This window comes from Pseudomonas sp. GW821-FHT02A11 (assembly GCF_059421985.1).
Window position 1 is genome coordinate 276,526 of sequence record NZ_JBWKWB010000003.1, and the last position, 23,911, is coordinate 300,436.

A 23,911-nucleotide genomic window follows, 5' to 3' on the forward strand; every position below is an offset into this window, starting at 1 on the left:
TACAGGGTTCACCACCAGGGTTCCAGCGGCAATTTCTGCCCATCATCGATAGCCGCTTCGTTCGCCCTGTAAAACGCCTCATACGAAGCCATGTGCTGTTTACAGAACATTTCAAGCTCCTCCTTGGGCAACCGCGGCGAGTAGACATAATCGGAACTACCATCCAGCTCCGCAATGATTGATGTACCGTCGCCGAAATCATGGACCGAAGAACCGACGTGATCCATTGCGCGTGTTACCGCGTTGTCGGACAGATCAACCAATATCACAGGCATATTGGCTGGTGATGCCGGAAGATGAATTTGACCCTGCTTTTTGTAGGCGGGGCCAGTCACCTTGACCAGGCTGTCAGAGACAATCACTTGATCGCCCTCCTTCAAGTCGAAGACGTCGACCTTCTCAAAGCGATCCCAGTTGAAGCGTGAGACTTGCATGCGCATTTCCTAATAGAACGATCGAGCGCATTACCTTAAATCACTCATCTTCGATGAGCACCCCAAAACCTGCGGCCGGAATTTATCGCTCCGTCCTTGCATCAGCGGCCCCCATGTCGAATTTGGACATCAGGTTTCAACTCGGCATCTGGGTATCCCGTCGTTATCATGACCGGCGTTCAACTCCCGCAGCACGCGGGCTAGAATCTCAACGACAAGGATCGAAAAATGCGTCAGATGCTGGCTGTACTGATGGCCGCAACATTGCTCCAAGGCTGTGCATCCCACACTGGACGGCAGTGCGAGGACAACTTCCAAAGTCAGGGCAGCATTTTTGCCGGCAAGGAATTCTCGACCTATGCGGTTCTGCCAGGAACACCCTACGCAGACGCCTTCAAGAATGCCTCTCGCATGTTGGCTATGGAGGGATTCTTCGTCCAGAGCGCCGACGTAAAGACAGGGGTCCTGTCGGCTTACCAAAACGTGGCATTGAGTCAACGCACCGCCCCACTCAATCTGCTCGTATCCAAGGAAGGGGCAGGCTCGAAGGTCACGATGAAATTCATTGCCTCGGCTGGGATGTATACCCCCGAGAGTGGAGCGCGGGACCAATTCTGTAAGTATATGGACGAGGTAGGACACTGAGTGCAGCCTGGCCACAACGGCAACGACCACGGTACTGCTTGAGTTTTCTCAGCTCACCAAGATTGATAATCTAACTGCAGCATTGCGGATAGCTAGGTTCTCGGCCGGGATGAGGTTCTAGCAGTCAAACGGACTTAGAACCTAGAGTTTAAGTCCGTTTTGCTACTGAACGCCAGGATAGGCTTGCGACTTCGCCGATTCATAGCTTCTGCCATTTCAAACCCAGATTCACAATAAACTCGATCCATTGCTACGGTGAGAAGTTGAATCTGTACGGTCTGATCCCGTAGCACTCCTTACTACACTCCCACATGGAGCCGTTTGACCATGCAATATTGGCTTGAAGCCTCACACCTGCGTGATACCTGCTGGCTGCAGGCAAGCGACGGTTCGACTGTCGGGCGATTTGGCCGGTTTGGTATCGATTTGCACCACACCATTACCGAACAGATGGCAGGCCTCCCAGAGTGCCGTCTGTGTACTCACGGCCGCCCCTCAGCTGCCGATTGGCAACTATTTCGTGAGAAGGCTTTGGAATGGTGGGGCATTGAAGTTCCCATCGACACGTTCGATTCGAAGTATCTGAGCGATTCTGTTCAGACCGGGTCTTAATGCTGCATTCGGCATCGATCGGCACTCGGGGATCTGGTGCCGGCTGGGGCTAACCGCTTCTGCCACACCTCACGGGGATACATTCTGTAGGTCAACCTCCTAAGAGATGCCCCCATGTCTTCTGCATTATCTTCAAGCCACACTCAGCACCTGGTCAACTGCCTGGTTAACTCCATGCAGGACAAAGGGTGGGCGCTGCTGGCCATGAGCAGCATCACCGGAAAACGGACCATCCTGAATTCGAGTGACGGAATCACTGCGATCGTGTCACACCTCGCGGATCTGGATGTCGCTATTCTCGACTTCGCTCAGGATCCGAATGGCATCTGCGAGCAGGTGCGATTCGACAGCCAGGCGATGGCGCGTGATGCCATCTACGGCTGGACCGGGGAAGGAAGGCCCGGCTTTGGAGCCCTCGTATCGGATTTTGTAGCTTCAATCCCTTCTCTGATGCTCGAGCTGGAACCCGACCAAGAGCTCGACCCGGAAAGCCTCCGCCTCAAATACGAAGCTGCTGGTGAGCATCCGACTCACAGCAAGAAAGATTGGCAGTTCGAAGTCGCCGCTGAAGACACCCTGCGAGGGTACTGGGACTGGGTTTCCTCAATGCTGGAGGAAGAAGGGGTATTGAGTTCGGAAACCAACGCCAGCGGCTCGCATTCAAGCCCTACCTTAGGGTTCGAACATCACGGATAGATACACCCCATCAAAGCTAAATATCCAGCTGACTGGCTTCTGCCACATTGACTCCTAATCGATGATGAAAGCTCAACGAATTAGGAGATTTCCATGTTTGAACTCACACGAACCAACACCTCAGACGGTACGCCAGCAACTGGCAATGAGCCCTATGTCAACAGAGGTGAGCTGCCGTTCGATTACGAGGACCTGGGGGCAAGCAGAAGTGAACTGATTGCCAAATTTGCTGCCGCTGGGGAAGGTACTGGTGAGCATGAATGGCACACCCGAGAGAACTGGGAAGCGGACAAATCGTTCGCACGCACTCGCATCGAAGACTATTGGGACTGGGTGGTCGCTCAGATCAAGCAAGACGATCTCGATTACTGATCGACCGCGAGCGTGATCAAACATCTCAGCCGGTGCTAGACGCCGGCTGTTCCCCACTCTCCCAGAGTACTCACATGATTCAGCAACTAACGCCTCACGAACTTGGACAGTATCCGACACCAGCGTGGGCGGCCGCTGCACTTGTACGCTCCCACCTAAGCGACCTGACCAGCAATGACTTCGTACTTGAACCAACATGCGGTCCGGGCCGATTCCTACAGGCTCTGCCGGTCGACGTTCCAGCACTTGGCGTAGAGCTTTGCCCTCAGCTGGCTCAGCAAGCTCGTACCCTGACTGGCCGCACGATCATCACTGGTGACTTTTTGCAGGTCGACATTCCGGATCGGCCCACAGTGGTACTTGGGAATCCGCCTTTCGAGACGGCCTTGATTGAACGCATTCTCGATAAATGTCATCGCTTGCTAGCCGAGGGCAGCCGTTGCCTGTTTGTTCTTCCAGCCTACTTTTTCCAGACGGCCGGGCGGGTATCGCGTTATAGCGAATTATGGTCCCTGGCTCAGGAAATGATTCCGCGGAATATCTACCCCGGTCTAAAGCATCCACTTGTCTTCGCCACATTCACTAAAGACCAGCGCCGTCTGATGATTGGATTCAGCCTATACCACGAACAGGCCTACCTTCAGAGGCTGTCCAAAGAGACGCAAGCGGCTCTCGTTGACGGCCCAGCGACATGGCGCTCGCTGGTCGACAACGCCCTCGACCTGTTTGGCGGTGAGGCGGAGCTACGGCAGATTTATGAGTTCGTTGCTGATCGCCGCCCTTCTCAAAACCGGCACTGGAAAGAGCAGGTTCGAAAGGTATGCCAGCAGTCTGCCCGGCGTGTATCGCGCGGTCGCTACGCCAAATCCGAGCAGATGAGCTTGCTGGGCTGAAATCATTGTTGAGCTGGGAGACTGGAATGAGCTTCAACCGCGAGAACGTATGTTGGCAATCGAAAGACGGGAAATGGTCGCTCGCATTCTACGAATGCTTCGAGAATCCCGACTGTGATGATTCGGAATGGGACGTTACCTATGGTGATGATTTCGAGTGGGTGTCGACTGGCCACGCAACATTCGATGATGCTCAGAACAGTTGGCACGGTGCCAATCCCGGTGGGGGTGAAACCGTGGAATGGTCCACGAAAAATACCCAGTTGTGTGAAATCCTGGATTCGAAAGCACAAAGGTTTCGGGATGAGCAACGAGCGGCACGGACTCACGAGCCACGTCACTGGTAGCGCTTCTGCCACCCCTCACCTGCCTTGAAGATGGGTCATCAACAAACAAGGTGACCCACATGCTTACCCGCTCTCTGCAAGGAAACATGCTCAGCTTTTATCTAGCCTTGGCGCTCGATCTGCCGGAGAAGGCCCCGCTCCAGGCACCATGGGATGCTTGGGAATGCGACATTGGAAGCGAAGGACGAGACTTCGGGCCATTCGACACACCCGATGCCGGCAACAATCCTTACGCTCTTCTGGCTGTCATGCCAACGGTTTCGCGTTGGCAACTTTCCTCTCGCCCTTTGGGCTCAGGGCAATGGATCGTTGAGGCGCCTGATGGGAAAAGCTTCAGCGCACCGACTCTGATCCATTCGTACGCACTGGCTATCGTTGGTTGCATCTTTGGTGACGAGGTTCCGAATTGGTACGAAGACCGAATGTTCGCCAAAAACATCTTCTTGCCGCCGTACAACGTTCCCTATGGCCAAAGCGGACCAGACGATGCGGCTCCGCACGCAGGAACCTTTAATGCGCCACCAGCAGGCTCAGTGACGTATAGCGAAGCTCTCAATCAAGCAAGGGCGATGGTCGCCGGTGAAAGGGCTTACGAATACACATGTGACGGCCACTCGTGGGTTCAAGTGCGACTCCTCGACGGTTCAGTACACTCTCTCTACAGCGGAGAGAGCACAATCGGCCTGGCACCATCCCCCTCCACTTGACGGCATTTTCCGGACAAACGCCGGTCCTTACATCCGGTACACTTTCGCCACGCTGGAGGCAGTAAATTGTCGCCAGCATCCAAGCTTGTGAGGATTATAGTTTTGAACCGATCTGTAACATTTCCGCCCTCAACCATTCAAGGCAAGGGCATGGGTAAATCCGCAGTGGCCATGCTCGCCGCCCGTGAGTTGATACGCCCAAAGGGCACCTGGAAACACTACTGGACGCGCCATCTGTTGAACCTTTCTGCGAGCACCAGACTGCCTCGGGGATTCGATCAGAAGCTGAAAGATGAAGTCTCCATCCGAATCGACGGCGAACAACCAGTTCCGTCCCGCTGGATTGACCGAGAGCGCACTTCCATTCTCACGGCCGTAGCCAAGCTGGGTCCATCAGAGCCAGCAAAAAAACCAGCCCGGCGCAGAATCAAACCTGCTCCCTCTGCGGAGTAATCCTACCTGTTGCGCTCTCTGCGATAACCACGCAACGATCATGACGGATGATAGGAAAAAGCCCCAGCAATGCTGGGGCTTCTTCTTTCCGCCGGCCACAGGATTTCGGAGCACCGCTTTTCGCGGGATTGAATTGAAATCAAGGGAGAATTGTTACCGCGGCGTCGATTCAATTTGCTGGCTCGTTCTTCAAAGAGCGAATTGAGAACTCAAATCCGATGAAAGGGTTTGAAGCTGCATAAATAGCTCGACCTCTGAGCTCGCGGCCTGGCTGGACCAAACAGCCCTGGACTGCTGGTGCTCTGAGGTTAGATTGGCTCGCTCCCCCAACGCATGAGGAAAGAGGCTTGACTGACTCACTCGAAGATCGGACCGGACGCCTGGCCCTGGCCAACCAGTTCATTAATGAGATCGCAGGTTGCGGTCGCAAGTTTTTTCAACACAAAAGCAGCGGCCGGATTGCTGAGCTCCAGCTCATCAAGGATCGGGTCTTCATCCTTGATGAGTCCACCCAATCCCAGGTCAACACACATAGCGATCGGGATTGGCCGCGCTTCAGCCATGGCGGTGGGCTGCGGGACTTCATCCGTGCGGTGCGGGACTTCATCTTGACCGGCGACCAGATGCGTCACGAATATTTCACCCCAGCGCCCCCAGGCGAGCGTGAGTGGAACCACTGGGGCTACCCAAACGCAGATCTCGACAAAGTCCGCATGGCCGGCCAAAGGCTCGGCATTGTCACGCTGGCAAGCACTTAAAGGTTCTGGCACACCGTTTACCTGCTTAGGGTTGTATCCAGCTCTCCAATGGCTCGGCCATCTAATCCTCACATTAGGACTGAACAACGTGACTACTTCGCTGGATACGACAACTGATCTGAAGTCGGCCCTTCGCGTGGCAAACGATACACTCGATGCCATTCGACTCTTGTGGCAGACCATGCGCTCTAACCTCAAACCGGGCAGTGCCTCTATTGGGGAAAAAGGTGAAGAGCTGGTCCTGCAGTTGGATAACCTCTTGGCCGGGACGCTCCAAGTAGCTCAGGGGGCCACTGATTCATGGGATGTGAAGGGCTACAACAACTGTCTGACCCAAGGAGCGAGCGCCATTCGCCAGCTACTTGAGTCAGGCCCAGCCAGTGGTGGTCAGCAGTCGTTCAACCACGAGCATTGCATTCAGATCGCGGACGAGCTTGAACGCCAGGTTGAGATCAACAATAAGGCCTTTGCCAACGGCAATCGCTTGAGCCGAACACTTCGTGTGGTTCCAACTCCGCCACCTGCCCATCTGGTCGATGCTTCTACGGTCGTTTCTAAGGTCAAGTTCTTGCGACTTGCAGAACATGCGAAGGCGCAGGATGCGGATATCTCTCGACTCCGCGCAGAAGTCAACGAGCTCCGCTTTTACAACCCAGAAGAAGCTGCGGTATGGGTGTGGCAAGGCGATGGAGACGACCATCTCGAAACACTGGGATGCCCGGTGCTGATCCAGCCAAGAACTCTACTCACGCTAATCAACAGCCAGCGAGACGAAACTGCAGATGGTGGAGTCGCCATTCGTGGATTGTTGCTCAAGGATCGTGTTGGAAGGAAACCGATTACCGATCGATTCTATCTGGCTGAATGTGGGAAATGCGGATGGTTAGGCAGTTCTGCAGAATTGCGCGTCCATTCCAGTCCTCAAGATGATGGAGATGCGGCATGCCCAGGGTGCGGAAATTTCGAATGCGACGAAGTGGACACAGTCAGGGCGCTCGAGCTAATTCAAGCTCTTGTCCACGGTCCGAATCCAGCTAGCGAGGGTGCGGCCTGAAACCCGGCCATACTCCAGTCTGAGACAGGCTGAATTTTAGTGCCCTGTTTTGGGTTGCAGATGAAATCTCAACCTCGACAATGAGTGACAACCAACTCATTGAGAGCATAGCTATGGAACTCAAGCTGACCGTCTTTGCATCCGCGGCAGAGATCACCATCAACGTGGACAGCAAGGGTGAAGTCGAGCTTTCGGCACCTGGCTTTTTGTGTGACGTGAGAAAGCACCTGCTGTCGAACGGTATCTGTCTGCGCTCCGCTGAAGAGGATGTGGCGCGGGGTGGGTTTGACAGCAAGCTCTCCTACGTCTTTTCAGACGATCAGAACTCTCGGCCTCTTTGTCACTTCACAAGCCTGGGAGAAGCCAATCAATTGATCGCCAACATCGTCGAAGCTCGTAAGCCGATAGCGAGTGTCGAAGTGCGCGAAGAAAAACCTTATGTGCCCTACCGCAAGCCATGGTCCGACGTAGTTAAGTCATGCGTCGAGGCCAGCACAATCGCGCTTGCAGTTGGGTTTCTAGGGGCGGGAGCTGCAAACATCGGCTGGAACCTGACAGCTCCAGTGGCGGCCCGAATCGCCGGAATTCCTAGTGCTGCTGAGCAGTACGCCACCAGCCGGGCCAGCTATTCGACGCAACTCGATCAGTTCATGGGCGCCATTCAGGACACTGAAAGGGCAGCTAGCAATGAACGTGAGTCCCTCTCTCGACAGAGCCTCAATGAACAGGCTGCACTTGGGCACGTTGGGAGAGACAACGAACAGGATTTCAGTGATGCTTATGAAGCGGATGTGAAACAGCAGCGAGAACGCCTGAACTCAATGCTGACCCAGGCAAAAGACATCGATCCAGCAGACGCCGAGAAGGTGCTACAAGCATTGAGGCCCGGCTACCCTGACCCAGCCACCGGGTATCGTTCCGAAGCAGCGGAAGCTGAAGCAAGGCAGGCACTTCGAGAGGAAATTCGACAGCATATTCCACCTTTCGCCTTGACTCCCGAGCACACTGACTCGGACGACGTCAGCGCCCGGACCGTACAGAACTAGCATTCACCAGATGCGACTGACCGTCCTAGAAACCTTTCAGTCGCTTCTGCCACATCTGCCGCAACCCGATCATGGGTGCTCATCTTATCCGGGGGCCCCATGAAACCCATCCAGAAGCTAATCCATACGCTGCTTACAGGCGACTCGACGTTGGAGATCGACCTTCCCACTGAGCCGGGCGAAACCTGCCTGCAAGCGAGCTTTCTGACAGTAGCTCTGGACATCATCGCCCAGACTGACTGCGCCCTGGCCGTAACCGTTAACGGTAAGCTCGTTCACTGCGGGCTGTTTGCTCCCCACACTGGCCTGGTACTCGATATCACCGGGATTCGCCCGAAGGCAGCATTCAATGCGACCTGGATGGCGCGCACCGACGGCAAGGCCACGATCCGTGACATGACCATCGAAGATTTGACGATGCTCTGCCCTCCCGAGTCTGGGTTCTTTGCGCGTGCCCTATCAAGCTTTGAAAAGGTGATTATCAAGCACTTCCAAACATGCTCCAGCCCAGCAATAGTTGGTTTTCAGGTTGTTAACCGCCATGCCGAACATTGGGGCGACCGGCTCAAATTCGAAGTTCTGACACAGGATCTGGCCCGCTTAGAACTCATTGCGGCCCGCCTGGCGCGACCTGAAGCACATTGGTCAATGATCGCTGTGCTCGAGGGCGATATTCGCGACCCATCAAGCGTGAATTCGTAAACGACGATCGAACAGCTTTTAACGACCACCACCACACAAAGAGATGATTACATGACTCAGAATCTTGACCAGTTTGTAGAAGAGGTCAAAGCCGACATTGTGGCTTTCGCTGCCGACTACCGCGCCCGCCACGTTGAAAGTCCAGAGCACTATCCATTGCAGCTGGGCCCAGAAAACTCCGGGCTTTGGTTGGAGTTTTTTGTGGAGTTCATGACCAATGGCCCAGGCCCCACCGTTTAAAGGCGGGTGATCCTCTAACCCACTTTCGGTCTTTTACGTGGCGACGGACGCGTAATCTTCAGTGAAGTTCTCTCATTCACTGGTCCGCTCATGTTCTCATCGTTCACTCTGAGTGCCCGCAGACAGTTGGTGAAAGTTACCAATTCCTGAGGGCTGCTAGGACTGGGCCGCTATGGCTCCACGCCTAATGAGACTGCCTGCAGGGGCTTCTGACACCCCAGAAGCTCCACCACAATAGCTGCCATCGATCAACGCAGGCTGAACCCATGTCTAACTCGCTGACTATTACCCTTACCCAGTTTCAGACACTTGGTAGCTCGGAAATCCATTGTGGCTATGTCGCCAATGACGATCACGCCGACGCATCGTGTCGAGTGGCAGAAAACTGGGGCGCCTTCAAAGATCAGTTCCCAACCATGGAATCACTGATCGATCAAGTACTGGGGGAGGACGTATTCTCATCCCTTAACGTCTCTTACAGCGTGGACGGGCTTTGCATCGAAGTAGCCGAGTCGGACGACGATCTCACCTCTATCAGCTACATCACTGTCGAAGGCGCGGAATTTGTTTACGGTCCTACGCCAACGATCGCTGTCGCGGACCCCGCACCAGCGACACTGTCAGATCAGGTTGTACGGTTACGCGGTTTCCTCAACGAAGCATTTGAATTCACAGTTGGTGACCTGGATTACGATAATTTTGAGCTACTCAAGGAGAGAGCCGCCCCGCACCTTCGTTGAGCCAACTTTAGTAAAGCCCTCCGGCTTATGGAGGGCTTTACTAAACTGCAACAGCGGCTCTGGTTAAAATCCAAGGCTTTTCGACCTCATAGCCGACAGGCTACCGGGCTCGATGAGCCCGGTCCCCACCCTCGTTCCCAGGTGCAGAATTTACCGAGCCACGGCCGAATTGGGGTTCTGCCACACTCTTCCAGACCGGACACTAGGCTCAATCAAATCGAGTGGCCCCGTCATGTCTCAACAGCCAATTGCAGCACAAACTCTCGCCGGCGCTAAGCTGGATGGCACACTTGCGCCTCTTAACCGAAGCCGCCTGCGGGCTCAGCTGGGTATGGAAGACCAGGTAAATGCTGCAAACATCCGTCGCGCCACTGCCTTGGTCCTCGCTCGTATTCAAGACTACTACTGCGTTATCCAGTACACGGGCCCGGGCTACATCTACGGGCGCGTTGATAGCGAGTATCCATCCGCTCTGAACGCAGTCGCTAAGCACAACTACATGGATGACACATGGTCCCATCGGGAGATGACGCCGGACCATCCCACCTGTTCGACCGAAGAAGTATTCAATGAAGCTGGCTGGATGTGTGTTGATACCGCCTGCAAGGTCGCCTGCCATGAAATGGCATCAGAAGTCCCAGAGGCCCGCGAGATATTGCGCCAAGCACGGTATGCGATCAGTTCCATGTGCCAAAACCGTGAACTGTCGGAAGTCAATTGGACTGACTCCCGGCGACGCTTGGGCACCCCAGGGATTCGCAAGATCCTGAAAAGGCTGGTTGCGAAATTGCCTCATGTCCGCATTGGCCGAGGAGTGACCGTCCCCGTAATGCTTTCCGCAAGGATGATCGGACTGGCGTATTCGTATAAAGGCATCTCGGACTGGTCGTTTGAAGATCAACCGTTCGCTCAGGCTTGCTGAGCTACCCACTTAATTCAGGAGCAAAAATATGAATAAGTCTTGGACAGTCGTTCGTTTCCCCAACGGGAGCTGGAGCTACGGCGGCAAACCGACCGACCCAGATTATGCGGAGTGTGAGGTTTTTCGAGTCGAGGCGGAAACCTCGAGCGCCGCGGTTAAGAAAGCACAGGCCCGCCGCTCTGCTGCGGCCCGTAAAGCCAAAGCTTTGGGTGCCCAAAAAAGCTGATCAAAGCATGGTGGCAATCGCGATGTCTGCTTCACCACCAACTCAATGAAATTCTCAATATCCGCTTCTGGCACACCCAAGTCCCGCTCAGTATTTCCAAATCCCCTGGCATTTCGCCTGGGATCGGACGAGATCCTCGTATGATTAAAAGCATGTGGACTGTACTAGCAGGGGCAATTGATCGGGCGGGGCTTGCAGTGGCCAGTGCTGAGCATGCCTACAACCACTACGGCCAATCCTTCACCCGCTCGGTATTCTGCCGTCACTGGGCTGAGGGATTTTTTGAGGGGCTGGCCCTGGGCTTGAAGAAGGTTCGCACTGGTGAACCGGCGTTTGACTCGACGTACACGCCGTCGGTTACTTTCAAGATCGTTGGCGCGTCACTCCTCGTGGAAGCAATGCTTACAGACGCCGCCGGCAATGCCACGCCAGTGGTCAGCACTCTGAACTATGTGGAGACGATGTCAGCCGCGTCGGGCCTCGAAACGTTGCGTAATACCGGGGTTTTCGCACTGACTGACGACCAGGCGGCAGAATTGATCCGTTGTGCGGAACACATGCGCAGTAACCGCTCCTACATGTCACCCAAGAACCTGGGCTTGTCACGCCCCGCAACTCACTAAGCCAAACCCTCAAAAAGGAAATCAAGATGATTCAGGCCCCAGTTATCAACACCAACGCTATTACCAACCTGGCCGTAGTCGCTGCATTCATGGACGAGCTGGTAGTTCAAATGGAGGATTCCGCTGATACCTTGCGCACTTCCGCTATGTCGAGCGTCACCGGGAACGCAATTGCTCAGACTGTCAGCAGCATGGAGCTGCGCGCTCAGCAGATTCGCGACATCACTGCCGACTTTCGTGTGTCCGGCGATCTGGCCAACTTCGACGAAGCCTGCAAACTGGCCGGCTGGGTGCCTGACAGCCATGCACTCGCAATGCTGCAGGTCACTCATTGATGTCCTTGCAAGGCATCGTATCCCATCCCAAAACGCCCGCAGACATACCCAGGGCCGCCTTTAGCGGCTCTGCCCGGGGAGTTGATCGATCGCCTGAACACTCCTTCTGGCAACAATTTTGGGTAGCGCAAAAACTCTCTGTTCGCTATACCTGTTTCCAACATAGTCACTAGGATTGGCTGGGGGCTCTCGCCGCCAGGCGAACAAATGAGCAAAATTGCGATTCTCGACAGATTGGCGTTCGCCAAAGGCGTGGATATCACAAAGTCGTTGGACCTACAGTACGAGTCCAGGCGAGCAAATCGAAATGCGAGGCTCCATTTATTATTGATGCTGCTCACTACAACCGTCGCTATCCTCAACCTCTTACCCAGACTGCAACAGAACTCAGTTTGGGTCGCCTGTAGCCTCTCATCCCTTCTCCTCGCTCGATCTCTCCCAGTCGTTAGGGCATCCCTACGCACGAAGAAAATCACTCAAGAATCTGCGCTACAGCTTCAGTCTTTACTTGATCTAGATGAGCGAACCAGCGAGCAGGCCTTTGCCTACAAGATCTCGACGTTTCAACCGAATATGCGTTTGAGGGTGGCCGTGATCTCGAAAGATGCTCGCATCTTTATTCGTACCTACAGCGTCGCACCCGGTTTACCTCCGTCGCTCAAATCCGAAGAACGCCAGGTGTATTCGAAAAGGTGGCTATGCAAAACCTTCGGAGAAAAATGGTACGCGCTGGCATCCGATCGTCGCATTTCAACTCCGAGAGGTCGAAATCCTCAGGCCAGTTTTAAACAGTTGTCCGTTTCGAAAGCGGACTGATCCTGGACAGGGCTAACTTCAGTAATGTTTCCCGCCGGGCTGGTGGCACACCCCAACCAAATTGAAGATAGCTCCATCAAACATTGAGTTGGAGCTAAACCCGTGATCGAACAAATCCACCTGGCTACCCGTGAAGGCATCCGCACTGCAGAACTGTTCACTACATTCGACAGCTGCATCGCCGGCGAGACATTTTCGTTTGCTGTGCATCGCCACCTGTCCTGCTCCACTCACGTCAAAGTATCGGAGCTGATGACCGGCATGGGTGTCGCAGAAGTCCCGTTCGATGGTCTCGTGCCATTCGAGACGCCTATTTACGATGCCGCCGAGATGGCAACGAAAGGACAGATTGCCGTCAGCGGGCTCGTTGAAGCGCGCGGCGCGAGAGCTGTTGCTGATGTCTTGGTGAAAAATCGGTTGGCCGCCCAGGTTCTCAATACCCGTGGACGTACACACTGACGCACTACGTGTATCAGTCCGACCTCTTAAATGCTTGGCACGTGTATAGCGGAGACGACTCTTGGGCCGGATGTGCATCACACAGGCTTACCGCGCCCCACGCCTCCTACCTGATGCAGTGTCAAATTGAGTGACGAAGAACCAATTTCTTGTTCGACCAGGCGCCGGTGCGTGCGCTGCATAGCAAAGAACGACAATGGAAAGCTCAGTCAAATCAGAATTTTGGCACCCCTATTTTGAGTAGCCTTTAGCTATCGCCCCTCTAAAATCAACGCAATCGAAATTTTCTTGAGAGTGCTGGTGGCACGCATGGAAGCGCCTAAAACTGGCCTTCATGAGCCGGCACCAAGGCATGACACTATGAGGAAACAACCTGTGCACCAAACCAAATTCCCTGCCATCTCCAACAGCCGCAACGCGGACAAGTTCGTTGTTCGCTTGCCAGAAGGCATGCGCGAGCGCATCGCAGAGGTGTCCAAAGAGCGTCACCGCAGTATGAACTCAGAAATCATTGCCCGTCTGGAGCAAAGCCTCGGCGAAGACGACGGGGTGGCTACGATCCACGCGGATGCACAGTCGTTAACGACGAGCGAAAAGCAAATGGTCAAGGCGTTCCGTGCCATGAGTGCAGGCCACCAGAGAGCATTGATCGATCTGATTTCGCCCAAACACAACGCTGACACCACCCAGCTTGTAACTCAGTCAATAGTGGCTTAACGGTCACCGCCATATAGCCCGGTCCGCAGCTTCGAATCTGGACCGGGTGTTTGATTCCGCCAATTCCACCCTGCCCTGGGCATTGGAGACCTGTAATGGACCACGATGGTGAGCAATGTGACAGCTGCATGGCCGATCTGGAGCCATCGCAGATTGGACTCTGCGATGACTGCCAGGATGCCAACGCTGCAACTCATGAACCACAGACTTCAACGCCTGAGCCACAAGCGGCCTTTCGGGACGCAAACTTCTTTGCTCGCCCAAATACCCGAACTGCAAAAATGGCCCACATCGTTATTGGCGGACAAAAACCCGCGTGCGGATTACCAACGATTCTGGGAGATCCTGCTCCGTCCTCGGGCATATCTAAATACCTGCGCTGCAATCGGGCCGGTTGCCGCCAGCGATGGCCATTAGCGGTGCCTGAAGACAGCTGGATGTAGCCACTTGTCCACTACTCAAATTCGGAGATGATCATGAGTAGGCTCAAGCGACTAAAACAGCGCGCCGGGCGCGGCCATGTTGGGGGCTGCTCTGGCTCTCATTCCAGACGCAAAGCCATCCACCTGGGTGCACGTTGGGCAATGCCAACGCGGATTAGGCACTCCAACGTCACAGTCAGCTAAATTCGCGACATCAGGTTCTGGCACAGATCCAGAGCCTCCATCATGGCTCCATTCACTCATGGAGCCAAAAACATGCAAGCCAACGATCACGTCTGCTTCAATCTCAACGAAGCCTTTCACCGTTACCAGGCACTGGGTGTCATGCGCAACATTCGCCCTCGCGCACGAGTCTGCATCCAAGGTATGTCTTCCCGCTTAATCAAAGCTCTCCTTCTTGTTGACTACCAATCTGCATATTGGGAGCCCGGTTGCGCCAGCGCGTATGCAGTAGTTGCGACCTTCGTGATGGACGGTGTCAACGAGCGGAGCTATCAGCAGATCGTTAATCGCGCTATCTCTAAACATGGCCGAGGATCCCAAGGGCAAAGCTACCGTGCTGAGCTGGAGGCGTTCACCGAAGTACTCGCACACAGCGGTGCGGTATGCATCCAGCGTGACGAGAGCCTGGTGTCCGTACTGGCTTCGTCGTCTCCCTCACCAATTGTAAGGTTCCCTGAGGCACTCGAAGCCGTTATGGCCGCCGAGATGTATGACGGCAGTAGCGACATTTCGGGTTTGAAAGGCTCGTTCCGCCCTGAGCAAATCAACTGGTTGATTCGGGACACATTGGCGATCGGCCAGACGACTTTTACTGAAGATCGACTCGTGCGGGAAACTGGAGCAGGAGTGCACCCAGGCTGGCAGCTCGGCAAAATGAACCACGCCGCTTAATCCAAACCGTTGAACAACCTAGCTCACCACAGCAGTTCTAAGGAAACCGAGATGCGATTCGGCCACGCCCCATTCCCAAGGCATGCACCCCACATTGAAGCTGCGCTTTTGCGCGCCGCTAGTGAGAACGCAGACGGCGTTCTGTCGGCATTTCGATTACTGAAGGCCGATCGGAAAGGTTCTCTACATGGCGGAGGATTTGTGTTTGGCCGCGACGGCTATCCCGATGAATCCCCGATGCGTACAAGCATTGTTGAATCTGTGGAATTGGGATTGATCACTACGACTAGCGGACGTCGTTACGTCATTGCTGACTACTTCGAGGACGCGGAGCGTGAACTCAACGCATTGAAAAATAGCTTGAGTCCGTCCAAGTCCTCAGGACGGGGCTCAAAGTAGTTCGATCACTCAGTAATTATGGTTGGTGATGACGCCCTTGTGTGCTTCTGCCACACCCTTCCCTCTCTGAGAATGGGACACCAACTCAGAGGAGCATGAAGCCATGAACAACGTCATCATTACCCCGGGCAACAAGTGGATTCCAGCTGCAACTGTTGCTGCAGATACACCCACTCACGGGGACTTAGCTGTCAGTGGTTTCTATAAGCGCTATGCCGCCGGCATTCGATTCTACGACCTGCAGGGAGAGCTTTTCGCCTTTTTGGTGACCAACCGCCACGGCATCTTCTTCGTCACCGCTCAAGCCAGCCCTGAAGGAATCTGGTACATGCAAAGCACCACTACCGAGACCGAAAAGAAGCTCGGTATTGAGGGAATGGGTTACCGCGCTCAGAAGGAGCTGGAGGAGCGCATTGTGCTCGACCTGAATGTTTCACGCGCAAGCGCGACGCTGGCCAAGTACAGCCTCACCATCGAAGACTTTGCGGCAATGGCAAATCAGGTTCCTACCACCCAGGTCGCTCGGCAAGCATTCCTAAATGCTGGATTGACCTCCCAACTGGAAGGGATCGAGCAAGACGGCTATCTTCTGGCAACATCACTTGGCCGCGCCATGCTTCATGAAGCAGGTTACGACATGGTCCAGCATAAGTGGGTGAAGCGCCTGGCTGCTTAGCCACATCTCAATATGCTGCTACTCGAACCGGTGTGTTTAATTGGGGTAGCAGCAGCCGGCTTTGCATGCCTGACACTTCCCTCAAATCGGATCTGAAGCTCACGGCGATACAGCCTCATTTGCCCATGAAATGATTGCAAGTGCTGGTTCTGGCACACCTAATTCGCACCCACACTCTCCCTCATCAAATTTTCTGAGGGAGTAAATCATGGAACTGATCGAGAACATTAAGCGATCCCGGAAGGCAGGCGTCGAACTCAAAGCCTACAAAACTGCCAAGGGCATGGATGGCCAGATCTGGTCGGCCGACATTTACTTCCAAGGCAAGAAGGTCGGCGGCCTGGTGGATGAAGGTGTAGGGAGCGTTGCAACAGACGTCCCTGATGGGACCGTTTCGGCGGTGGTGGCAGCCCTAAAGGCTGTGGAGTACGTCCTCGATGCGGACATTGTAGGAAACTCCCCTTTTCGATCAAATGACCATGCCTATTTTGAATTTGCTGCAGTTTGCCTGGGCCTGGAAGTGGCCGAGTTGAAAGCGCTCAGAAAGGCCACCAAGCAGACCACACACTTTGTACGAAATGACGGCCTCACCTACATCATGAAATTCCCATTCGATGCCGAAACAGCCCAGCTGATTCGTCAATCTGAAGGTGCCCGATTGGTATGCATCATCAACGAAGAGCTTGCCGCTCTCTAACTTCTGCAGCCCGCCGGGAAGGCGGGCCAACCAACCCCAAGGAATTGCTCGATTGAACGCCTTATCTTTTCCCAACACTGCGGCAGCTCAAATCTCCATGTCTCCGGGCTCTAACGTGGATGCCTACCTCTCGGCTATCCAGGCGATCCCACAAATGAGCGCAGCAGATGAGCGCTTGCTGGCTGAACGTCTGCGCCAAGATAACGACGTGAATGCCGCCCGCCAATTGGTCGTGTCCCAACTGCGTTTTGTTGTGCATATTGCCCGAGGATATACCGGCTACGGGCTTCAATTCGCAGACCTGATCCAAGAAGGAAACGTAGGCCTGATGAAAGCTGTGAAGCGCTTTGATGCCGCAGCTGATGTGCGTTTAATTACCTTCGCAGTGCACTGGATAAAAGCGGAGATCCATGAATTCATCCTCCGCAACACTCGCATGGTCCGACTCGCTACCACCAAAGCCCAGCGAAAGCTTTTCTTCAACCTGCGCAAGCAGAAGCGTTCACGCACCTGGCTTACCGCAGATGAGATCCAGCACATAGCAGAAACGTTGAATGTGAGCGCGCGCGACGTGCGCGAGATGGAATGCAGGCTTGCGGGAAACGACGCTTCGTTTGATCCCGGTAATGATGAAGACGACGAAACGGCTCTCTTCAGCCCGTCGCAGCAGCTGGCGGATCATCGGTATGACCCTGCAGTCCAGTTCGAGATCGACGCGGATGGGGAATCGGCATCCGACAATCTGCACACTGCTATGGCCGCTCTCGACGAACGCAGCCGCGATATTTTGGACAGGCGCTTTCTTTCAGAGAACAAGGCGACTCTTCACGACCTGGCGACCCAATACAACGTTTCGGCCGAACGCATTCGCCAAATCGAAAAGCTGGCGCTGGCAAAGCTGAAAAATGCATTGCCGATCGCAGCCTAACATCTCACCAGGAGAATGAAGTCATGGGAATCAACGATCGCCTGCAACTTGCGACGTGGCTGAAATCGCGCGCAACCCTGGCAGAGGTTGAATCGGCCTCGGCCATAGGACTGGTTGGAAACATCCGTTTTACGCCAGCGGCAGTTCGAGCATTTCGCCTGATCTGGTCGTGGTCAGCTGCACGCTTCAGCGGGGAAGCAGGGAAGGCGCAAGATCGCTTCTATGAGCGGTGCGGCTCAACTGCGTTGAGTCGGCGTATGGAGCGCGCCCGAGCGCATTGTTCCCGACTAACATCCTAAGTCTGCGGTTGGCTATCGGTTCAACAGGTGCCGGCGCACCATGAGAATCGAAATCTTGGAAGGGGCCAGCAGCTCTGCTAGAGTGGCCTGGCTTCCCACCGAGTTCCGTCGCAAAGCGAAGCATGATCTCCCCATTTCTTGATTAATCATCAATCAATGCAGGTCGTAGAAGGCGGATTCAACGGCTCATCTGCATTGGACAGAGGATTAGTCATGTCTAAAGCACTTCTCAAATCTGTATCCAAGCTCTTCATTGCCGAGATGGGAAAACGTGGTGTAACGCTTAAACCCACGCTCAGCTACCAACTCATTTCAGCTGCCTTCGGATTTTGGTCACATGAAAGCCTTACTGGTTTTGAGCTACCTATCGAGGAGGTAAACCCTAGGGTCTACTTCTGTGCGAAGCCGCAGTTCCATACTGAATTGTTGCGCGAACGGATCGAGACTTTGTTGGAAGTGGATAGCAAGAGGTCTTTCGATCTCGCAATGTTGATCCAGGATCTGCTCACTCATCACATCCCGATCAGGGTCCAAACGCTGAGAGTGATGTTTGACGATCAATATGCTCAGCGCCGGGCACTGATATTCAAAATACTCAAACCCAAAAACAGCCACCATCCGACCCTGGCAACCGTGGCGATTGCCAACGGCTACCTTCCTCCCCTCCCGGCGTCATCGCTGGGTGAAAGCCTGAATCTGATGCGGTCGAAAACCATCGGCGGCGGCAAGGGCAAACTGACCATTGATACGTTTGTCCGCCGTGCGCGTACATGGATCTGGTGTTATCCCAGCGCGATGATTGCTGAAACTGCTCATTCACTAGCAGATTCCGCATTTCACGTGGCCACTGAGGCAGATGACTGGGTCGTCTCGGATCGCACCCATGAAACTGAAGTCGGGGTCGGCTTCGTGCTTATTCAGTCCCAAGATGGGGGGATTGAAGAAGCCAAATGCTTCACCATCGTTTCAGGTAACTTCATGCTTGAGGCCAACGGTACCGCTGTGGAGTGGTCGGATGTAAAGGTTCATGCCAGGGACCTACAGGAGAGGCGTACATTCCGCCAGAAGGCAATCGCCGAGGTTTTAGGCCACGAGGTTGAAATGCTTCCACTCCTGACGATCTGCCCTACATGCGGTCAGTTTCAAGCGAATGCTCCGGAGTCTGAAGCAATCATCCACTGCAACTGTCGGGCGCACTAAGGAAATACTCTGACCAGGGACGGTCAACATACGCTCGCCCCCCAGAGCACTTCTGACATCTCTACACAGGACGTCGCCCGCCCTCAATTGAGCTTGTGTTTGATGCTGTCTTTACCTGCGGGGAACCTAGCGGTCCGATAGCGTTTCATGCTCGGTCGTGACAGCATAGGGCAAACCATACCCGAGCCTGCTGGGAGGCCTATGTCCGATCCTGCCGTTTCTGCCGCGCTATGCTTGCTGCTCACCTGCAGCTCAGCCCTGGCTCAGGTTCCGACTCGTGGCTGCGTGCTGTTGAATCCGGTGCAGCCCAACACTGTTCTTGCTGCGGATCTCGCCTCAAAGGATCTCTGCACGCAAGATGGCAAGGTGATCAGCCTCTTAAACGTGCGTGATTCCCAAGCCTGGGAAGGCAAGCTCATCCCACCTTACAACCGGGTGACGATGAGACCTAAAGGAAACCCGACTGAAACGGACGTCACGATTCAAACCCCAAGCGCCAGCTATCAGGTGCACATCAAGCCTTAATTCCCTAATCCGGTTCTGCCACTCACGTTAGGGCTGTTCAATGACGAATCCCAATTTGAGATTTCGTCCCCATGGCTCACGATCCGAACCAGGTCATCGAAAAGATGATTTTTCTCACCGCAGAGGCAGGTGGTCATCGACGGCGCACTGTACGTTTGGACCAGGGGAAGAGTCCGCTGGCGACTTGCACGTACTCATATAGCCAGCTGGATGAGACAAAGGAACAGGTTGCTGAACGCATTGCAGCCCTTTGGAACCTCAGCAAGGGTATGACTACCGCGGAAATCGAACTGCTGAATTCGAAGGGCATGAGCTTGCACAAGCTGATTGATTTGGCCCTTGGAAAAATCAGGGCTCGAGCTTCTGCCACACGCAGTGCAAGTGAACAATAGGCACCATCACTTCAGAGGTGCCACACAATGTCTGCAGCAACCAAGCAAGTCCCACTCATTCCAGCCGAGTTGTTGTCCCGGGTAGGTATCAACGATTTGTCGAAGATGGTCAGCCAGACCTTCGACTCCCAGCCACAACTGGGCAATCGAACCATCACTTATCGCGAGCAAACAACGGTCTACGTCGATGACGTCGAAGCGCAATTACGCATTGTTCTTCGTCTCACCGTCGAAACGAAAAAGCGCGGAGCTAAACGTGTTCTAATCCCTGATAGCTTCCCCAGCGTCCAGGTGAGCACGTTGCGTGGCTACGACGCTTCAAAACACACGTGGGGTTCGGTTAGCCACACCACTGATTATCTGCCCGATCCAGAGCCCTCGGTTGCATGGGAAGCCCATCAGCAACTGGAGGCAATTCGGATATCAATGAGGAAAGACGGTCCGTATAACTGGTATCGGATCGCGGTCTGACGTGGATACATTTCGGGCTCCTCACCTCGGGGCCCTCAAGCACGAATAGTGGACATCGGCATGCCGAAACTTGATATACACCGGAAATCCATGGATGAGCTCCCCCTCTCAGAGTTTGGCTGGCAATGGTTGGGCGAGGTCGGCCGGGCTGGCAAAGCAGACAAAGTGCTACGGCCAGACTTCGAAACCAATGGAGGCCTGGTATCGGCATGGCGCGGAAATGATCTGACCTGTTACTTCGTCCTGATTCGGGACGCCTTCAACTGGAGTGACATGCACTGTCAGCCAGTGGAGGGCATGGTATCTCGTTCAGATCTGCAGGTAACCCGCCATGACAATTCCGAAGTTGCGGCCGCGATTGGCCATCAATGGTTAGTTGCCCACCAGTTAGGCGCACCCCTCTCCCATCTGGATGTAAACCGTGCCTCTGACGGAGCCTGTATCGTTTCGGTTTGGGAACCCTCCAGGCGGCTCCTCGCGTACTTTACGGTGATCCCGAGCCCGGAAGGACACCACTTTCTTGTCTGCAAACTGCTGTCCAACAAGTCCTCGAAATCCGAGGGTAGCTTTTGACTTGGTGATTCGCGAATCCGCCCCCATTATGGGCCGATCACCAGAGGTGAAGGCACACTTTAATGCAAACTCTTCAAATGAATCCCATGACAACTGCCCCAGTGGCGGGAAGGCGTGTGGACCCGATTTTCACCGCCATTCAGTCCGAGCGCCCTGCACCTGTAGACGCACGAGCTGTCATCGAAAGCCGCCTAAGGGAGGCAATTCGTAGCGGCAAGCTTCAACCTGGCACGCGGATAAGACAGCAGGCATTGGCTCAATGGTTTAGCGTCAGTCGCATGCCCGTTCGAGAAGCCCTGCGCCAGTTGGAAGCTCAAGGGTATCTCGTGAGCCAGTTGCATAAGGGGTATGTCGTCCATCCTGAGGGAGCTACCAGCGGCATGACGTCGCTATTGAGGCCCCTGCGCCAGCAATACGCAGATCTGTCCAGCGATGAAGATAAAAAGGCTTTTGAGGCAGAGATCCTTAGACTCATCCGTGGACACGAGCAAGAAACTCCAACCCCATTTGATGATCTCGATGCTTGATGCTCCAAGATTGTTGGCCCTGGCCATGGCGCTCTTGATGCCCGTCGCTCAAGCATCCCAGCCGATTGCCGTATCCAACCTTCAAACAATCACACCGGGAATGACACGCGCGATAGTTCTCAAGGTCATAGGATCACCGGCGGCTTGTACGTATCTCGGCCGTCTCATTCAACTGAAGCCTAACGATCCTGCCTCGAGCTGGGTCATTAAGGCCGACCAACGCAGTTGTTTGAAAACTCAAGGTGGGGACTTAACAATCAGCGATGTACAGGCGCTTGTTCCTCTGCCGGCCCTCCCGGTGCAAGCGCATACTGAGTTGTTGCTATACGTCCGAGACGGTAGTTAAGCGTCTAGCCCGCACTGCCTCAATTGTTTTCGCATGCGAAAACTTTCACAAAGGGCGATTGCCTGGCGGAGCCCACGATCGGATGGACCTCCATCGGACACCGGCCGCTGTTGCCACAGATCATCTGCAGGGAAGATACAAATCATTATTTGAGGAGATAAAAATGCACCGCACCACGATACTACTTCTCGCCGCCGCTGCATCGGCAGCGACTCTCAAACTGCTGAGCACGAATGGCGCACGTGCCGAGGGTGAACGCGATGTCTTCGCCGATATGGCGCACCGGGACCTGGTTGCCCTCCAGACGCACGTGCACGCGACTGGCGTAGACGTTCGAAATAACGCCTTGTTCAACATGGTTTGTGCCGCTCATCCTGGCGAATGCGAAGGCGTACTCCCCGCATAACGTACTTCAAGTGCATAGGACAGGTGATGGATTCACAAGCATTCAATGTTGCAAGAGCAGTCTGGTCAGTGAAACTGGTCACCAGCTATTTCATCGACGTCGGGAGGCTTTCTCAAGCGGTTTGCGAGGCACTGCCCTCTGCTGCCCGGGCCCAACATACAGCGGCTGTAGTTTCTGCGTTGCTGACGAGTGATCTGGCCATCCTTCCAGATCGAGCCGGCGGCTGGTATCGGACCGAGGGTGACCATGAATTCCTAGGCGTACACATCTTCGTTCGCCGCTACAGCCGATGGATTAAATCCTTAGGCGAATCCTTGGGTTTCGACACCTCCCTCCACTTGATGGAAGATGACTGGGTTACGGACTCTTTTCCTGAGCTCCAGGCCGTACTGTTCGGACTGATGGATAGAGTCCGGTCAGACTTATCTGAGGCCCGAGCCATCTCTAACCCGGGACAAATCGCTGAGCTTTTCAAAACTGCCAGACAGTCCGTAGAGAATGGCGAGCATCCAAACCAAACACATGTTCGATCCGCCTACATTACCCATGGATTGCGCCGTGTTTGCTGAGTGCCTTAAGGGGCATTCGCGCCCGACTAAATCCCACGGCCGGTTTTGAGTGGCGTCGCTCGGACATTCGGTTAGCGTAGGGCATGTTTACATGCCAGCCACGTGCCGAGACTCGAATGTTTGAATCCATTGTTGGGAAATCTGCTGACCAATCCCAAATTCACCCAAGCAGCGCGAGAGTGAGCGTCAGAAGAGATGCGTGCTCCCGCTCGAAACTCCAGCATTTACCGGCTGCCTGAGTGTGGACAAGATCGAAGTGCACCTCCCTCAAGACTGGGCGTCCGTCTGCGACATTTGCAAGATAGAAGCCCAAGAGGCCTACGGCTCAGGCGTAGCGAGCATCGCTATGGTGGCGGGACTGAGCTATGAAGCTAGTCGTGAGCTGTTTATGCGTTTGGGTTTGACTCGACGTAGAGGAGGCAAGCATCCACTCTCGACGAACATGTCAGAGATGATGATGCTTTTGTCCACCGCCGGCCGCTTAAGCGCACCACGCAAATGGCTCGGATGGAATCAGTTCCGAGGGCTTGGAATAATCAAAATCCGCCACCCCAGCATGATGCGCGGATGGTACTGGGCCGTTGCGTTCTCCCATGAATGTTATGACGTGGTTATGTTCGATCCTCATTGCGATCTGCCGGGACTTCGCCGATTACCACTGGACGTCATGGTTGTTAATCCCGAACGCTATCAGGTGATCGGAAAGTGGATTCAGGTCGAAAACTTTCACAAATCTAACCTTGACCAGTAATTGCCAGGGCTATTGACA

The 23,911-nt window shown here is 54.5% G+C and carries 33 protein-coding genes; 32 read left to right on the plus strand and 1 reads right to left on the minus strand.

The features are described 5' to 3' along the window. Positions 1-8: 8 nt before the first annotated feature. Positions 9-434 (minus strand): hypothetical protein, encoded by a 426-nt coding sequence (locus AC07V9_RS06470; RefSeq protein WP_495014893.1) that lies wholly within the window; start codon positions 432-434, stop codon positions 9-11. Positions 435-662: 228 nt separating this feature from the next. Between AC07V9_RS06470 and AC07V9_RS06475 the strand changes: the two genes are divergently transcribed. From AC07V9_RS06475 to AC07V9_RS06630, 32 genes are all read left to right on the plus strand, one after another. Next, positions 663-1,079 (plus strand): hypothetical protein, encoded by a 417-nt coding sequence (locus AC07V9_RS06475; protein WP_495014894.1) that lies wholly within the window; start codon positions 663-665, stop codon positions 1,077-1,079. A gap of 327 nt (positions 1,080-1,406) precedes the next feature. Next, positions 1,407-1,691 (plus strand): hypothetical protein, encoded by a 285-nt coding sequence (locus AC07V9_RS06480; RefSeq protein WP_495014895.1) that lies wholly within the window; start codon positions 1,407-1,409, stop codon positions 1,689-1,691. A gap of 114 nt (positions 1,692-1,805) precedes the next feature. Further along, positions 1,806-2,387 (plus strand): hypothetical protein, encoded by a 582-nt coding sequence (locus tag AC07V9_RS06485; protein WP_495014896.1) that lies wholly within the window; start codon positions 1,806-1,808, stop codon positions 2,385-2,387. A gap of 93 nt (positions 2,388-2,480) precedes the next feature. After that, positions 2,481-2,759 (plus strand): hypothetical protein, encoded by a 279-nt coding sequence (locus AC07V9_RS06490; protein ID WP_495014897.1) that lies wholly within the window; start codon positions 2,481-2,483, stop codon positions 2,757-2,759. Between the two features lie 74 nt (positions 2,760-2,833). Beyond that, entirely contained in the window at positions 2,834-3,652 is an 819-nt protein-coding gene (locus tag AC07V9_RS06495; RefSeq protein WP_495014898.1) for a class I SAM-dependent methyltransferase, read from the plus strand. Between the two features lie 26 nt (positions 3,653-3,678). After that, positions 3,679-3,999, plus strand: coding sequence for a hypothetical protein (locus AC07V9_RS06500; RefSeq protein ID WP_495014899.1), 321 nt, complete (start codon positions 3,679-3,681; stop codon positions 3,997-3,999). A 59-nt stretch (positions 4,000-4,058) separates the two neighbouring features. Next, positions 4,059-4,706, plus strand: a complete 648-nt coding sequence (locus tag AC07V9_RS06505; RefSeq protein WP_495014900.1) for a hypothetical protein — start codon at positions 4,059-4,061, stop codon at positions 4,704-4,706. Between the two features lie 800 nt (positions 4,707-5,506). Beyond that, positions 5,507-5,917 (plus strand): YoqU family phage-derived protein, encoded by a 411-nt coding sequence (locus AC07V9_RS06510; protein ID WP_495014901.1) that lies wholly within the window; start codon positions 5,507-5,509, stop codon positions 5,915-5,917. An 88-nt stretch (positions 5,918-6,005) separates the two neighbouring features. Beyond that, a complete protein-coding gene (locus AC07V9_RS06515) occupies positions 6,006-6,971 on the plus strand; it encodes a hypothetical protein (RefSeq protein ID WP_495014902.1) in 966 nt (321 codons plus the stop codon). A 113-nt stretch (positions 6,972-7,084) separates the two neighbouring features. Continuing rightward, positions 7,085-8,017, plus strand: a complete 933-nt coding sequence (locus AC07V9_RS06520) for a hypothetical protein (protein ID WP_495014903.1) — start codon at positions 7,085-7,087, stop codon at positions 8,015-8,017. A gap of 99 nt (positions 8,018-8,116) precedes the next feature. After that, on the plus strand, positions 8,117-8,719 hold the full coding sequence (locus tag AC07V9_RS06525; RefSeq protein ID WP_495014904.1) for a hypothetical protein: 603 nt from the start codon (positions 8,117-8,119) through the stop codon (positions 8,717-8,719). Between the two features lie 51 nt (positions 8,720-8,770). Next, the gene (locus tag AC07V9_RS06530) at positions 8,771-8,959 is read left to right on the plus strand and encodes a hypothetical protein (RefSeq protein WP_495014905.1); all 189 of its coding nucleotides are present in this window, start codon (positions 8,771-8,773) and stop codon (positions 8,957-8,959) included. Between the two features lie 266 nt (positions 8,960-9,225). Then, positions 9,226-9,699, plus strand: a complete 474-nt coding sequence (locus tag AC07V9_RS06535; RefSeq protein ID WP_495014906.1) for a hypothetical protein — start codon at positions 9,226-9,228, stop codon at positions 9,697-9,699. Positions 9,700-9,931: 232 nt separating this feature from the next. Then, positions 9,932-10,621 carry a hypothetical protein gene (locus AC07V9_RS06540; RefSeq protein ID WP_495014907.1) on the plus strand — a complete coding sequence of 230 codons (690 nt, stop codon included), beginning with the start codon at positions 9,932-9,934 and terminating at the stop codon, positions 10,619-10,621. A gap of 28 nt (positions 10,622-10,649) precedes the next feature. After that, the gene (locus AC07V9_RS06545) at positions 10,650-10,847 is read left to right on the plus strand and encodes a hypothetical protein (protein ID WP_495014908.1); all 198 of its coding nucleotides are present in this window, start codon (positions 10,650-10,652) and stop codon (positions 10,845-10,847) included. 140 nt (positions 10,848-10,987) lie between these two features. After that, positions 10,988-11,470, plus strand: a complete 483-nt coding sequence (locus AC07V9_RS06550; protein WP_495014909.1) for a hypothetical protein — start codon at positions 10,988-10,990, stop codon at positions 11,468-11,470. 26 nt (positions 11,471-11,496) lie between these two features. After that, positions 11,497-11,805 (plus strand): hypothetical protein, encoded by a 309-nt coding sequence (locus AC07V9_RS06555; RefSeq protein ID WP_495014910.1) that lies wholly within the window; start codon positions 11,497-11,499, stop codon positions 11,803-11,805. Between the two features lie 918 nt (positions 11,806-12,723). Beyond that, positions 12,724-13,080, plus strand: coding sequence for a hypothetical protein (locus AC07V9_RS06560; protein WP_495014911.1), 357 nt, complete (start codon positions 12,724-12,726; stop codon positions 13,078-13,080). A 360-nt stretch (positions 13,081-13,440) separates the two neighbouring features. Continuing rightward, the gene (locus tag AC07V9_RS06565; protein WP_495015108.1) at positions 13,441-13,797 is read left to right on the plus strand and encodes an Arc family DNA-binding protein; all 357 of its coding nucleotides are present in this window, start codon (positions 13,441-13,443) and stop codon (positions 13,795-13,797) included. Between the two features lie 698 nt (positions 13,798-14,495). Further along, positions 14,496-15,134: a hypothetical protein gene (locus AC07V9_RS06570; protein WP_495014912.1), complete on the plus strand. Its 639-nt coding sequence runs from the start codon at positions 14,496-14,498 to the stop codon at positions 15,132-15,134. A 502-nt stretch (positions 15,135-15,636) separates the two neighbouring features. After that, on the plus strand, positions 15,637-16,209 hold the full coding sequence (locus AC07V9_RS06575) for a hypothetical protein (protein ID WP_495014913.1): 573 nt from the start codon (positions 15,637-15,639) through the stop codon (positions 16,207-16,209). Positions 16,210-16,417: 208 nt separating this feature from the next. Beyond that, on the plus strand, positions 16,418-16,906 hold the full coding sequence (locus AC07V9_RS06580) for a hypothetical protein (protein WP_495014914.1): 489 nt from the start codon (positions 16,418-16,420) through the stop codon (positions 16,904-16,906). 52 nt (positions 16,907-16,958) lie between these two features. Beyond that, a complete protein-coding gene (rpoH, locus tag AC07V9_RS06585; protein WP_495014915.1) occupies positions 16,959-17,834 on the plus strand; it encodes an RNA polymerase sigma factor RpoH in 876 nt (291 codons plus the stop codon). A gap of 512 nt (positions 17,835-18,346) precedes the next feature. Further along, the gene (locus AC07V9_RS06590) at positions 18,347-19,333 is read left to right on the plus strand and encodes a hypothetical protein (RefSeq protein WP_495014916.1); all 987 of its coding nucleotides are present in this window, start codon (positions 18,347-18,349) and stop codon (positions 19,331-19,333) included. Positions 19,334-19,534: 201 nt separating this feature from the next. Next, positions 19,535-19,858 carry a hypothetical protein gene (locus tag AC07V9_RS06595; RefSeq protein ID WP_495014917.1) on the plus strand — a complete coding sequence of 108 codons (324 nt, stop codon included), beginning with the start codon at positions 19,535-19,537 and terminating at the stop codon, positions 19,856-19,858. A gap of 71 nt (positions 19,859-19,929) precedes the next feature. Further along, complete coding sequence (locus tag AC07V9_RS06600) at positions 19,930-20,250, plus strand: hypothetical protein (protein WP_495014918.1); 321 nt, start codon at positions 19,930-19,932, stop codon at positions 20,248-20,250. Between the two features lie 27 nt (positions 20,251-20,277). Continuing rightward, positions 20,278-20,721, plus strand: a complete 444-nt coding sequence (locus tag AC07V9_RS06605; protein ID WP_495014919.1) for a hypothetical protein — start codon at positions 20,278-20,280, stop codon at positions 20,719-20,721. 60 nt (positions 20,722-20,781) lie between these two features. Further along, on the plus strand, positions 20,782-21,294 hold the full coding sequence (locus AC07V9_RS06610) for a hypothetical protein (RefSeq protein ID WP_495014920.1): 513 nt from the start codon (positions 20,782-20,784) through the stop codon (positions 21,292-21,294). 62 nt (positions 21,295-21,356) lie between these two features. Then, positions 21,357-21,821, plus strand: coding sequence for a GntR family transcriptional regulator (locus tag AC07V9_RS06615; RefSeq protein ID WP_495014921.1), 465 nt, complete (start codon positions 21,357-21,359; stop codon positions 21,819-21,821). A 509-nt stretch (positions 21,822-22,330) separates the two neighbouring features. Further along, positions 22,331-22,573 carry a hypothetical protein gene (locus AC07V9_RS06620; RefSeq protein ID WP_495014922.1) on the plus strand — a complete coding sequence of 81 codons (243 nt, stop codon included), beginning with the start codon at positions 22,331-22,333 and terminating at the stop codon, positions 22,571-22,573. A 26-nt stretch (positions 22,574-22,599) separates the two neighbouring features. Beyond that, positions 22,600-23,142 (plus strand): hypothetical protein, encoded by a 543-nt coding sequence (locus AC07V9_RS06625; protein WP_495014923.1) that lies wholly within the window; start codon positions 22,600-22,602, stop codon positions 23,140-23,142. A gap of 199 nt (positions 23,143-23,341) precedes the next feature. Next, positions 23,342-23,893, plus strand: coding sequence for a hypothetical protein (locus AC07V9_RS06630; protein ID WP_495014924.1), 552 nt, complete (start codon positions 23,342-23,344; stop codon positions 23,891-23,893). The last annotated feature ends 18 nt before the right edge of the window (positions 23,894-23,911 follow it).